This window comes from Evansella sp. AB-rgal1 (assembly GCF_041820985.1).
Lineage (GTDB): Bacteria > Bacillota > Bacilli > Bacillales > Salisediminibacteriaceae > Evansella.
Genome location: NZ_JBGUAU010000007.1, coordinates 1 through 14,196 on the forward strand (window position 1 = coordinate 1; position 14,196 = coordinate 14,196).

The following is a 14,196-nucleotide window of genomic DNA, read 5'->3' on the forward strand; positions in this document are numbered from 1 at the left end:
ATATTCATTGACGGGATATAAGAATATATCCCACTTCGTCTTTGGCTTTTTGTTTAGTTTTCAAAGGTCAGTATTTACACCGTTGTTTTCACAGCGACTTTTCTATTATACCAATATAATATTTAGGTGTCAACAACTTTAGTGTCGCATTTTCCCATAAGTTTTTCGTCGTCTTCCTCATTATATTACGAAACCTTATTCCGTGCACTTTTTATTTGTTTAACGAATATTAAATACTTTATCGCTCTTCAACGGTAAGAATAATACTAACATATACAAACTTTCATTTCAATATATTAAGAAGTGGTTAATTTTGGTAGATACTGATTCCTACAGAAATACTAAATAGATTCTACGCAATGCAATACAATACAAAAGATCACATCTTGTTTTCTAACCAACTAATAATTTATAAATAATGTAACCACAAAGATATAAAGACGCCTATAGAAGTAATGAAGCCGACAATTGGGCCACCCTCCTTAAACGCTTCAGGCATCATAGTCGATGCAATCATTGCAATGATTGCACCCCCAGCAAAGCAACTAACAATTGCTTTTATACTATCAGACGCATTATCCAGCAAAGTAGCCCCTGCTAAAGAACTGAGAGCAGAAAAAAATACAACTAATACCCACATGAATATAATTTTCTTTTTAGTAAAGCCACTTTTCAACAACCCCGCAGTACTAGAAAGTCCTTCTGGGATATTACTAATAAATATAGAAACAACAAGAGCCATACTAACGGCTTGTCCACCAATGAGACTCATTCCAATCATCGCAGATTCAGGTAATGTATCCATCACAGAACCAATGAATATTCCCATTCCAGAAGTTGCAGATCCTTTAGAGCTCCCACCTGATGAGTTGAATAAAGAAGCATTGTTTTCATCTACTCGATCAGAATGCTTTCGTTTTTGTCCACCTTTATGAGAGATGTAATAATCTAATATAGTAAAAATCAATGCTCCACCTAAAAATCCAATTGCCACTTCTTTTATACTACTGATTTCTAAAGATTCTTCTAATAATTCATATGTAGTTGCACCAATTAAAGCCCCAGTTCCTAAGGCCATAATAGATCCAATAATTTTTTTCGGGATAGTAAACTTTAAAACAACAAGTGCTCCTAATAACGTGGCTGATGCTGCAATCGTTCCCCATAGTATGGCGTTCCACATATAGTCATAGCCCCCTAAACATTGTACTCCATGTTCTAATCTCTTCAATTACTATTAAAATATACGAGATATCACTAAAGCATAGTTTTTTTATGGTTAAACTAATTCTTTAGCAGAATACTTTAAAAGAAATTCTTTATTGTAGATACAGAGGAGATATAACACGGAATTTACTTTGTTCAAGATATATATAGAAGAAACTCAACTAAAAATTCCATATTGAGATGTTCAATGTACCTCTTACACAAGAGAGATACGAGATTAAACTCTTTCCTTTAGCAATTACACATAAAAATAGTAAAAAGGTGACTCATGTTAGGAATTGAAGAATCCTTTTGAGTCACCTTTCATTAATTCAGTTAACAATCACCCGCATCTCTTTCACAAACTTCTCCTGATGCTGCCGAGTTCATATTTCTCGTACTTTTTATTAAGTTAGAAATTTCTTCGTAATCCATCCTATCATTTACTTTTCTCCCATTCACATATACGGTAGGAACTACCTCCACTTCCAACCCCCTTGTAACTTGCCGTGTTCTTCGAATAACATCATAATCTAATTCTACTTCTTCCCAACCTTCAAGACCAAATGCTTCATCAAGATCTCGTATATATTCGTCCGTACCCCAGTGTTCTAGTTCATGATCGGTGAATATTCGTTCTAGTAAATCAAAATATAGTTCTGGATATACCTCTTCCACCTTTTGCGTAAATTCTGTTAAAGCTAATGTTTTTTTACTTAAATAAACTTGTGGAAAAGAATAAAATTTAGCCTCACCATTATCTATGAATTCCTCTTTTAATGGAATAAAAATATCCTCTATCCATTCTTTACAAAAAGGACACATATAATCTAAAACTAGAATTACCTCATTTGGTGCATCTTCGTTCCCTAAAAAGACTCTTCCTTCTATAAATTCAGATGTGTCAAATATATTCGAGCGTTCACTTTCATTCTCACTTTCATTTAATACAGTCTTGTTTGATTCCTTCCCTAAACTATCATAAGAAGTAAGAAGAAACAGACCCGACATTACTATTAATGCAGTGATACAAAAGATTCTTAACGAAACTATCAATTTCCCCTTCATATTCAACACTCCAGTCTCCACTTCATTCTTATATCTATATTATAAGAATACAAAATAATAGAAGAAATGACTTACACGAATGTTACAATCTAGTGTCGGAAAACAAAGAGAGTGTAGATAAAGGAATAATCCTTATCAAACACTCTCCTATCTATATGTTATTCAATTGTACTTCCAGCAAAGAACCCTGATCGAACTGCATTTCCCACTTTCCCTATACTTACACCATCTCCAACATGTCGTGTTTTTGTATGGAATTTTTCACTTATTGCATTACCCACTTTTGAATTTTGCCGCATTCCAAAAGCAGTAATGATAGTATCAGCTTCTAAAAACAATGTTTCATTTTCTTTATTTTTGACATGTAGTCCATTATTTTCAAAAGACAAGACTTCATGACCAGTTAATTGTCTTACATTATATTTTTCTAACAACGGCATTAACGATGCTGCATTGATGAAAAATACATCAGGAGCCATTTTATCTTGCATTTCCACGATCGTAACTTTTTTCCCTTCCATTGCTAATTCTAATGCAAGGTCACAACCAGTTAAGCCCCCGCCAGTAATAACAATGTTTTCACCTACCACAAGATCTCTTTGCAAATGAGCCTCGATAGCTCCAATCACATTAGGACTATCAATTCCTGGAATATTCGGTACAACTGGAACAGCACCAGATCCTACAATAATTTGATCTGCTTCTTCTAAGACAGGATTATCCACTTCTAACTTTGTATTCATATGCACGGTAACACCCAATTTTTCTAGTTGGATTGCATACCAAGAAATTAATTCACGTAATTTATTTTTAAATGGAGGTGTCGCAGCACTTGCAAGCTGACCTCCTAGGATGTTTTCCTTTTCAAAAAGTGTAACAATATGCCCTTTTAATGCAGCAACTCTCGCAGCTTCCAATCCTGCTGGACCGCCACCAACAACGACTACTTGTTTCGGAGAGCCTGTTTTTTCTATAGCAAATCTCTTTTCATTACAAGCTTGTATGTTAACAGAGCAGCTTAGTTTCGTTAAGCGACCTGCAATTCTGCCAATACAATCTTCATTACAACGAATACATGGTCGTATATCTTCACGTCGATTTTGTAATAACTTATTTGGTAATTCAGGATCCGCAATTAACGGTCTTCCGAACATTGCGAAGTCTGCATTCCCTGATTGAATTAATTCGACAGCAGTCTCTGGTGTATGATTACCTGAATTAAGAATAGGGATAGTCACCGCTTCTCTCGCCGGTCCACAGACGTACGCCATACAGGCATCGCCTAAATAGGAAGGAGGAAAAATATAATCAATTGTCTCATAAGAACCCGAATCAATATCCACTGCATCTACACCAGCTTTTTCTAAAACCTTAAGAAGTTCCATGCTCTCTTCTATTGTTCTTCCTCCATTAAATCGATGATCAACAGATATTCTAAACAAGATTGGCATGTCCAGGCCAACAGCACCTCGAATGGATTTAACTATATCCACAGCAAATTTCATTCGCTTTTCAGGTGTACCACCATATTCATCCTCTCGCTTATTCCAAATCGGTGACATAAACTGATCAATAAGATATCCTGCATGTCCATGAATTTCTATTCCATCTATCCCGGCTGCTTTTACACGACGAGCTGAATCTGCAAATTGCTTTAATATTGCTTCTATTTCTTCCACTGTTAATGGATGACATAATATATCAGGGTTAAATGTTGAAGGTATAGCTGACGCGGATACAGGTGGGTCTCCATACATATTTGGGAAGGCGTTTCGTCCTGTACCACAACTCAATTGAGCGATGATTTTAGCACCATATCGTTGTACCGCTTCACTTACTTCCGTTAGTCTTGGAATAACATAATCGTTCTCCAATACCCCTTCTTGTGATCCTTGTGCTAATTCATGAGTCAAAAACTGACAACCCATAATAATCATCCCAACTCCACCACGGGCACGAGTCTCGTAATATGTAATTTCATCCTCAGAAACTCTACCATCTTTGTCCGCAGAATTCGTACCCATTGGTGATAAAACAATTCGATTTTTCACTTCCATTTTTCCAATTTTGAACGGTGTAAACAACTTCTCATAAGTTTGTGACATATTGATCAATCTCCTCTCAGATTTGTACACCCTTGGCACATGTTACGAAGGGTGTTGAATACCTAGAGTATATGTGTTTGTTCAGTTATTCACAATGTTAAAGGTGTACATGTACTCACTTCACCGTTGTTCAAATTGCACAAGTGAGTTACACTAGTTGTGATATATCAATATTTTCTCTACCATGGAGGACTATCATGAAAATATTACAGCTTTATGAACATTTGGAACACTTTCATGTATCGAAAGAACTCTCGCATCCAGCACGAGAAATTTCAAATATAGAAATACTAACCGCTAATAGAGATACATACGATATAAACACAATCTACATATGGAACTCAAATGTTGAGCTTGTTCATGCTGCACATAGTAATTTCGTAGTTGAGGAAAGTGAGGTCACAGTGAACCACGATAACAGTAACTTCCTTTTTGTACAAAAAGAAAAACTGGATGATATTGGCCTTTTCATCATAGAAGTTATAAATCAGGAGAAGGTCGTCAAAAAAGCAGAAGCACGTTTGTTTTATGAAATGCTAAAGGGGGAGGAATTAACAATTTCCTCCCTTCTTCAAACTGCATCCGAACTACTCGGCAATCCCGTCACACTCACCGGATCCACGTTTCGTCTAATCGAAATGTATCCTAATCAGATATTACATGACCCAGTATGGGATGCACTTCATAGCCAAGGTTTTTTAGAACAAGATTATATTATGTTATTCGAAGCAGACACAACAAGAAGGAAGACGTTAGAGAGTAATAAACCGATATTACTAAATTGGAGTTGGGCAGAAAAACACCCAAGGATATCTGGTATCGTGATTGATGGGAAACGCGTATATGGTTACTTAGGAGTTATGGAATATTACCGTAAGTTTACTAGTGCAGATTATGAAATTACACATCTACTCTGCAAAGTGTTCCGAACTCTTTTAAAACGAAAGTCAACACCAAGTAACGATACCATGATACTACAACAAACTTTTCTAGCAAACCTTCTAGATGGAGGTGTTTCCTCAGTAGAATCATTAGAATTAGCTCGTCAAAGTTCAGACATACACTTTGAAGCTCCATTTTGTATTTTTGTTATTCCTCTAACTATGGATAATAGTCAAAATATGATACTAAATCAAATGTATGATCAACTCTATTTAAAAATTGGGAATATGTACACAATCAATCATAGTAGTAATCTTGTTTTATTTCTTTTTGGAAAAAACATAGCTAGATCTATTAACTTAGTTTCTGATCTCCTAACCAATAGCAAGATAATTTTCAGCATTAGTGAGCAGTACGACAAATTAATACAGACTCAGATTTACTATCGGCGAGGGATAGCAGCATATGAACTTGGATTGAAATCCACTCCAGATAAAGCTATTTTTCACTACTCCAATTATGTTTATAAGCACGTCATAGATTCAGCGGTTTCAAAGGAAGGGGAAGAAATTTTTCTACTAGCCGGGGTACAAGAATTGATAAAGTATGATGAAATGAATCATACTCAGTATGCAAGAACACTCCAAGCTTATTTACATCAGTACAAAAACGCTACAGAAACAGCAAAATTACTAGATGTTCATCGGAATACCCTAAATTACCGCCTTAAAAAATGCGAAGAAATTGCGGATATAAATTATGATGATAATAATCTTTGTAGGCATATTCAAATCTCGTTAGATGTGTTGCTTAAATAAATTATTTAGTTAATGGTGAGCCACCACAAGCAAGAAGAGGGCTAACAACAAAGCGTCAGCCCTCACTCCATTCTCTATTTCACTTTTGCAGCTAGTAAACTTTGTACATTCCCTACTACATTTTCAACTGTAAATCCATATTCTGCTACTACTTTGTCTCCTGTACCAGACGCACCAAATGTAGAGATACCGATTACTTTTCCACAATCACCTACATATTTTTCCCATCCAAGTGGATATGCCATTTCAATTCCCACTCGAGTTTTCACAGAAGAAGGTAATACAAACTCCTTGTATTCATCTGATTGCTGTTCGAACAATTCCCAGCTCGGCATACTAACCACACGAACTGCTACACCTTGCTTCGTTAACTCTTCTTTTGCAGCAACTGCTAGACTCACTTCAGAACCAGTCGCAAGTAAGATAACTTCTGCTTCTCCTTCAGAATCAGAAAGCACATAAGCACCTTTTCTCACACCTTCTCTTGCAAGCTCAGCTGAACCCTCTAGTACCGGAAGACCCTGACGAGTAAGTACCATTGCTACCGGAGCCTCTGTTTGTTCAAACGCAAATCGATAAGCTTCCGACGTTTCATTTCCATCTGCAGGACGAATTACTGTTAATCCTGGAATAACACGTAATGATGGAAGCTGCTCCACTGGCTCATGTGTAGGTCCATCTTCACCAACAGCAATACTATCATGTGTTAGAACGTATACTACTGGTTGTTTCATCATTGCGGCCATACGAATCGACGGACGAAGATAGTCCGAGAATACGAAGAACGTTCCTCCATACGGACGTACTCCTCCGTGAAGGGATAATCCGTTTAACGCAGCACCCATTGCATGTTCACGTACACCGAACCAAACGTTTCTACCAGCATAGTTTTCTCTATTAAAAATTGGTAGCCCTTTTAAAGTTGTATTATTAGAACCAGCTAAGTCAGCAGATCCACCAAAGATAGTTGGTACATTTTGTGCAATTGCATTTAAAGCATTTCCTGATGATTGGCGTGTAGCCATTTTCGCAGAACCTACTTCATAAACAGGAAGGTCCTTATCCCAGCCTTCAGGTAACTTATTGTTAATTGCTTGTTCAAACTGCTGTGCCAATTCAGGAAATACTGCTTTATATTCAACAAATTTAGTTGTCCACACATCTTCTGCTTGTTGTCCTTTTTCTTTCACTCCACCAAAATGAGTTTTCACTTCTGCTGGAATAGTGAATGGCTCATGATCCCATCCGTATGCTTCCTTCGTTAACGCAACCTCATCTGATCCAAGCGGAGAACCATGTGAAGCAGATTTGCCGGATTTATTTGGACTACCAAATCCAATAACAGTACGAACTTCAATTAATGTAGGATGATCAGTTACTGATTTCGCCTCTTCAATTGCTTTTCCAATTGCGTCAATATCCGTACCATCTTCTACTTTAATATAATGCCATTTGTATGCTTTAAAGCGTTCTTCTACACTCTCTGTAAATGACATATGCAAATCGCCATCTAGAGAGATATCATTTGAATCATAAAGGACAACTAGTTTTCCAAGACCCATATGTCCTGCCATGGAAGCAGCCTCAGAAGCGATTCCTTCCATTAAATCTCCATCACCACAAATCGTATACGTAAAATGGTTTACGATATCCAAATTGTCACGATTGTAAGTAGCAGCTAAATGAGCTTCCGCCATCGCCATACCAACTGCAGTGGAAATCCCTTGTCCAAGCGGCCCAGTTGTAGCTTCTACACCTACTGTATGACCAAACTCAGGATGTCCTGGTGTTTGGCTTCCCCATTGTCTAAAGTTCTTTAATTCTTCTAATGGTAAATCATAACCTGTTAAGTGCAATAAACTATATAATAATGCTGAACCATGTCCTGCAGATAATACAAAACGATCACGGTCAAAGAAATTAGGATTTGCTGGATTATGTTTCATACGGTTCGCCCATAACTCATAAGCCATTGGTGCAGCACCCATCGGCATACCCGGGTGACCTGAATTTGCTTTCTCTACCATATCTATTGATAATGTACGAATACTATTAATAGCTAATTGTTCTATTGTTGTGCCTACTTTACTCATTCTATTATTTCCTCCTCAAAGGCTATTAATCTATTATTAAAAAAGAGATCGCCGCAACGCAATTCGCGACGACCCTATACATACTTATTATTTCGGTACACTTTCCCAATCAGCTAAAAATTGCTCAATACCTTTATCTGTTAACGGATGCTTCCATAACTTCGGTAGAAGTGATCCTGGAATTGTTGCTATATCAGCGCCAGCGATTGCTGTTTTTTCCACATGTTCGATGTTACGAATACTTGCAGCAATGATCTCCGTTTCAAACCCGTAGTTTGTAAGTATTGTTTTTAAATCTCTTACTAATGCCATACCTTCTGTTCCAATATCGTCCAGTCTTCCCACAAATGGGCTAATGTAGGTTGCACCTGCTTTTGCAGCCATTAATCCTTGTGCTGCTGAGAAAACAAGCGTTACATTTGTTTTGATTCCTTGCTGAGTTAAACGATATGTTGCTTCTAAACCAGCTTCTGTCATTGGAAGTTTGATTACTACGTTAGGTGCCCAAGCTGCTAATACGGATGCTTCTTGTACCATTTCTTCTACCGTTAATCCAATAACCTCAGCACTAACTGGTCCATCTACAACTTCACAAATTTCTTTGATGATTTCTTCGAATGGACGTCCTTCTTTTGCGATTAAGGTTGGGTTCGTAGTTACTCCGTCGACTAATCCTAATTTTGCTACTCGTTTGATTTCTTCAAGGTTTCCTGTATCTAAGAAAAATTTCATGTTTATTTTTTCTCCTCTCCAATTTAGTCAAACTTATCTAGTATGACCAACTTTGTTGGTTTATATTCCATTCGCTACAGTCCACTCCTTTCCGTGGGGAGTTGCCGAGCCACCTCACGACTCCGTCGCTACGGTGTCTCGCCTTTACTCTACTTCCCACAGGAGTTCGTGGACTTGCACTCATTCCATAGAAGAATGAATGGTACTAAAATACTTCATAACGTATTTTCATTCTCCATGGTGCAAATTTCTAACTTGCATGGAAGTCTACCCTGAAAATACGCGTATCAGAATAATATGGAATATTAACTTTTTTGGTTGTATTCCATTCGCTTCAGTCCTCGCCTTTGCTCTTCTTCCCACTAGAGTTCGTGGACTTGCGTTCATTACATAGAAAGAGAAAAGTACTAACTATACTCATAACGTATTTTCCCCCATGGTGAAAATTTCCACTTTCATGGTGGTCTACCTTGCAATGTCTCTATTTTATGTTTAGTTTTTACGGAAGCTTTTTAAACCTTCGTTAAGCTCTTTTGTTTGTACGTAAACTTGTTTATATAAATTGAATAGTTCTTTGTATTTCTCTACGTTTTCTGGAATTGGTTCGTAGGATACATCTTCTGCAGTAAATACTTCTGCACATTCTTGTAATGAGTTGAACCAGCCAGATCCGTATGCAGCTAACATTGCAGCTCCTACAGCTGGACCTTGTTCACTAGATAGCTTTACAATTCTTGCATTGAAAACGTCTGCTTGAATTTGTAGCCAAGTTTCATTTTTTGCTCCACCACCGATAGAAATAATCGTATCGATCGTTTTTCCACTTTCTCTAAAAATCTCGATGGACTCATTTAATGAGAATGTGATTCCTTCAATAACCGCACGAGCAAAGTCAATACGTTTGTGTGATGCATCCATACCTACAAAGCTTGCGCGAATCGTTGCATCAGCATAAGGTGTTCTTTCCCCAACTAAGTAAGGAGTGAACAAAAGTCCATTTGCTCCTACAGGTACTTCTTCAAGACCTTCTAACAACGTTTCAAACGCCTCTTCCTTCGCAAATGTATCTTTAAACCAGCTTAAGCTGTATCCAGCAGCTAATGTAACACCCATTGTATAAAACGCATCTTCTTGACCGTGGTTAAAGTAGTGGACTTTCCCATCAAAATCACGATCTTTTGTTGCTTCATAAGAAAGAACTACACCAGATGTACCAATACTACATAACGTTTTTCCATCTATTAAGATTGCGGAACCAATTGCTCCACACGCGTTATCTGCTCCACCTGCGAAAACTTTAGTTGTTGAAGCTAGTCCTGTTTCTGCTGCAAAACTATCTGTAATTGTACCTACTAGGTCATGAGACTCTAATAATGGCGGACAAAGTTTTACGTCTACATCTAGAAGTTCGCAAAGCTCTTCGCTCCATGTTTTTTCCGCTACATTTAAAAGAAGTGTACCCGCTGCATCGGAATATTCCATATGAATTTGCTCTGTCATCTTTAAACGAAGGTAGTCTTTTGGAAGCATGAAAACAGATGCTTTTTCTAAAATTTCAGGCTCATATTGCTTCACCCAAAGAATTTTCGGTAACGTAAATCCTTCTAATGCAGGGTTTTTCGTTATGTCTAAAAGCTTTTTCTCTCCAACAACATCGTAAATTTGATGACATTGCTCTGTTGTTCTTGTATCGTTCCAAAGTATTGCATTACGTAATACTCCGTTGTTTTCATCTAATAAAACGAGGCCGTGCATTTGACCTGAAAAGCTGATGCCTTCAATGTCAGACACGTCACCATCAAATTGTGCAACTAAATCTTTTAATGCAGCTGTTGTTTTATCTACCCATTCATTTGGGTCTTGTTCACTATAACCTGATTTTTCTTGAATAAGGGGATATGATTTTGAAACTTCGTTACAAACTTTCCCTTCTTGGTTCATTAGCAGAACTTTGACTGCACTGGTACCTAAATCTACACCAACAACGTATTTCATCTATTTTTCACCCTTTCTCACATCAATTTTATAAAATATGCTGGAAAACGTGTGTAATCCAGCATAATTTGATCTATTTACTTCGATTACCCTTGAGTAGCTTCAAGAAGGTATTTGTTTAAGATTGCTTTCAAGTTTTCTTGACGTCCTGATTTGTTGTTTTTGATTGCCCCTAGCTCTAATGCATGCGCAGAAAGCTTATGGAAATCTGTGTTTCCTGCAACGATGTCTTTCCCAATTCCTTCCGTGTAACTCTTATAACGATCAGCAACAAAATCTTCAAGTACTCTATCTTCAAGTAGACGTTGAGCAACTTTTGTTCCAATTGCAAATGCATCCATACCAGCAATGTGTGCGTGGAATAGGTCATCTGTATCGAATGATCCACGACGTACTTTTGCGTCGAAGTTTAATCCACCAGTTCCAAGACCTTTGTTTTTGATGATCTCATACATAGCTAACGTTGTAGAATATAGGTCAGTTGGGAATTCATCCGTATCCCATCCTAATAATGTGTCACCTTGGTTTGCATCAACGGAACCTAACATTCCGTTAATACGAGCTAAGTGCAACTCATGCTCAAATGTGTGACCTGCTAAAGTAGCATGGTTAGCTTCAATGTTAAATTTAAATACATCTTGTAATCCATACTGATGTAAGAAAGCTAACCCAGTAGCTACATCAAAGTCATATTGGTGTTTTGTTGGCTCTTTTGGTTTTGGTTCAATTAAGAATTGAGCGTCAAAACCGATTTCTCTCGCATAATCTTTCGCCATATGGAAGAAACGCGCTAAGTTATCAAGTTCAAGCTTCATGTCTGTGTTAAGTAATGTTTCGTACCCTTCACGTCCACCCCAGAATACGTAGTTTTCAGAACCAAGTTCTTTACCAATTTCTAAACCTTTTTTTACTTTTGCAGCTGCATAAGCAAATACATCTGCATTAGGAGCAGTTGCTGCACCAAATACCCATCGTGGGTGTGTGAACATGTTAGCCGTATTCCATAGAAGTTTCGTTTTGCTTGTTTTCATGTACTCTTTAATCATCGCTACGATCTCATCTAAGTTCTTAAATGTTTCATTTAAGTCGTCACCTTCTGGAGCAACGTCAAAGTCATGGAAACAGAAGAATGGAACATCTAATTTTTCAAAAAACTCAAAAGACGCTTCTACACGCGCTTTTGCTAAATCCATTCCTGATAAGTTGTTATACGGACGAACTGCAGTTCCAGCACCAAATGGGTCTGCACCTTCTCCAGTAAATGTGTGCCAGTAAGAAACAGCAAAACGCATAAACTCTTCCATTGATTGTCCATTAATTTGCTCTTCTGGGTTATAGTATTTAAATGCAAATGGGTTTGTTGAGTTTGCACCTTCAAATTTTACTTTGTTAATGTTGTTGAAATAACTCATGTTCATACCTCCGAAATTTTTATTTTTATTACTCCCGATAATGGTTGTATTTTTACAATCCATTATGTAGAGTCTCCAAAAAATTGTTACCGATTACATTAAGTTTCTGTTTTTAAAGTTAACTGAGCAACTTTACATTCATTGTAACTGATAAAGGTTTGTTTGTCTATCGAATAAACAAAGTTTTATAAAAAATTAATCGATACATAAGGCAACTACATTATCACTTAAAAAACTATATTTCTAACTTTAAAATACTCATATCTTTTTTCAAAACAACTTAGTTCATCCGTTGAACAAACATATATTTATATTTCTTTGTAAGTATGTTATAACTAATGATGAGCAATATTATAAGAAAAGCGCAATGCGCGACAATGCCACCTAAAAGCAGCCCACGTCCTGTACGCAACGGTATAAAGTCGACACCTTGTCTCCCGACGAAATGCAAATGTTCTGGAAGATTGAAAAGCGTAATCCGCTTTCCATATACGAAAAAAATGTTCTTTCAGTTGAAAAAAGGGCTTTTTACTTTTAATCGAATGAAATAAAATAAACGAATATATAATGCAGAATATCTTTCAAGTATTTTAAATTTTGAGGAGAATAAACTATGAGCTGGAACCAGCAAATCGTCAAAGTTAATAATAAATCATTAGTTTTACAAACAATAATGGATCAAGGACCCTTATCACGTGCTGATATCTCTCAAAAACTCGGATTAACAAAAGGTACTGTTTCATCCTTAGTAAATGAAATAATTGCAGAGAAATTATGTTACGAAACTGGCCCAGGAGAATCTAGTGGTGGAAGACGCCCCGTTATGCTCTCTTTTAATAATTCAGCTGGCTATTCTATTGGGATTGATCTAGGTGTCAACTATATTTTAGGTGTACTAACTGATCTTGAAGGGACAATTGTAAATGAAAAAAAAGTTGCATCCCATGAACTTTCTTACGACCAGACATTAAGTTACATGAAGAATATCATTTACTATTTACTATCCAATGCCCCAGAAAGTCATTATGGTGTTGTAGGCATCGGAATCGGAGTACCTGGGATTGTTAATAAAGAAGGCGATATTCTCTTAGCTCCTAACTTAGGATGGAAACACATTAATCTCAAAGGGGATATAGAAAATGAGTTTCATCTTCCAATTATTATTGAGAACGAGGCTAATGCTGGTGCTTACGGGGAAAAATGCTTTGGGGCAGGTCGTGAATTCCAGGATATTATCTATATAAGTGCAGGTATCGGTATAGGAGTAGGGTTTATTTTAAATAACGAGCTTTACCGAGGTACTAATGGCTTTTCTGGTGAATTAGGTCATATGATCATTGAAATAGACGGAAAAGAGTGTAAATGTGGAAGTAAAGGTTGTTGGGAATTATACGCTTCAGAAAAAGCATTACTAAAGGAGTGCATGGACAGCCTTCCAGAAAACGTTGAACAAGAATATAACTTAGAGTTTTTACTTGAACAAATAAAAGAAAACGAAAATATTCAACTACTTATGAAAAAGACAGGATATTTCTTAGGGTTAGGTATTAATAATATTATTAATACGTTTAATCCACAACAAATTATTATCGGTAATAGATTAGCAATGGCAAAAGATTGGATGGAGGATCCAATGAAAGAAGTGATAAATAACTATACATTAAAACAACATCAAATGGACTTACAAATTACGTTTGCAGAGTTGTCCATTTATTCCTCTGCCTTAGGAGTCGCTTCCTATGCAGCTGAGAATTTTCTAAAAACAGGTGTTCTTCCTCCAGCGAATTAAAACAAGAATGATCCAAAAAGGTCTGATACCTTTTCGGATCATTCTTATGTTCTCCAGAAAGTTCACCTTTACGTTTTCTAGATTCCCGTGGGGAGG

General features: G+C 36.9%; 9 protein-coding genes. 2 read left to right on the forward strand and 7 right to left on the reverse strand.

What is annotated here, in order from left to right; translation table 11 throughout:
* Positions 1-409: 409 nt before the first annotated feature.
* The 3 genes from ACERII_RS07140 to ACERII_RS07150 all read right to left on the reverse strand — a co-directional run bounded on the left by ACERII_RS07140 (position 410) and on the right by ACERII_RS07150 (position 4,379).
* The gene (locus tag ACERII_RS07140; RefSeq protein ID WP_373641141.1) at positions 410-1,183 is read right to left on the reverse strand and encodes a ZIP family metal transporter; all 774 of its coding nucleotides are present in this window, start codon (positions 1,181-1,183) and stop codon (positions 410-412) included.
* A 359-nt stretch (positions 1,184-1,542) separates the two neighbouring features.
* On the reverse strand, positions 1,543-2,274 hold the full coding sequence (locus tag ACERII_RS07145) for a thioredoxin domain-containing protein (RefSeq protein ID WP_373641143.1): 732 nt from the start codon (positions 2,272-2,274) through the stop codon (positions 1,543-1,545).
* A gap of 158 nt (positions 2,275-2,432) precedes the next feature.
* On the reverse strand, positions 2,433-4,379 hold the full coding sequence (locus ACERII_RS07150; RefSeq protein WP_373641144.1) for an oxidoreductase: 1,947 nt from the start codon (positions 4,377-4,379) through the stop codon (positions 2,433-2,435).
* A 197-nt stretch (positions 4,380-4,576) separates the two neighbouring features.
* On the opposite strand from ACERII_RS07150, the gene ACERII_RS07155 reads away from it, so the two are divergent.
* Positions 4,577-6,079: a PucR family transcriptional regulator gene (locus ACERII_RS07155; protein ID WP_373641145.1), complete on the forward strand. Its 1,503-nt coding sequence runs from the start codon at positions 4,577-4,579 to the stop codon at positions 6,077-6,079.
* 74 nt (positions 6,080-6,153) lie between these two features.
* On the opposite strand, the gene tkt is transcribed toward ACERII_RS07155, so the two are convergent.
* From tkt to xylA, 4 genes are all read right to left on the reverse strand, one after another.
* Entirely contained in the window at positions 6,154-8,172 is a 2,019-nt protein-coding gene (tkt, locus tag ACERII_RS07160; protein ID WP_373641147.1) for a transketolase, read from the reverse strand.
* A gap of 87 nt (positions 8,173-8,259) precedes the next feature.
* Positions 8,260-8,904 carry a fructose-6-phosphate aldolase gene (gene fsa / locus ACERII_RS07165; RefSeq protein ID WP_373641148.1) on the reverse strand — a complete coding sequence of 215 codons (645 nt, stop codon included), beginning with the start codon at positions 8,902-8,904 and terminating at the stop codon, positions 8,260-8,262.
* 492 nt (positions 8,905-9,396) lie between these two features.
* Positions 9,397-10,899, reverse strand: coding sequence for a xylulokinase (xylB, locus tag ACERII_RS07170; RefSeq protein WP_373641150.1), 1,503 nt, complete (start codon positions 10,897-10,899; stop codon positions 9,397-9,399).
* An 86-nt stretch (positions 10,900-10,985) separates the two neighbouring features.
* Positions 10,986-12,311, reverse strand: a complete 1,326-nt coding sequence (gene xylA, locus ACERII_RS07175; protein ID WP_373641151.1) for a xylose isomerase — start codon at positions 12,309-12,311, stop codon at positions 10,986-10,988.
* Between the two features lie 613 nt (positions 12,312-12,924).
* On the opposite strand from xylA, the gene ACERII_RS07180 reads away from it, so the two are divergent.
* Positions 12,925-14,100 carry an ROK family transcriptional regulator gene (locus ACERII_RS07180; RefSeq protein WP_373641152.1) on the forward strand — a complete coding sequence of 392 codons (1,176 nt, stop codon included), beginning with the start codon at positions 12,925-12,927 and terminating at the stop codon, positions 14,098-14,100.
* Positions 14,101-14,196 lie beyond the last annotated feature (96 nt).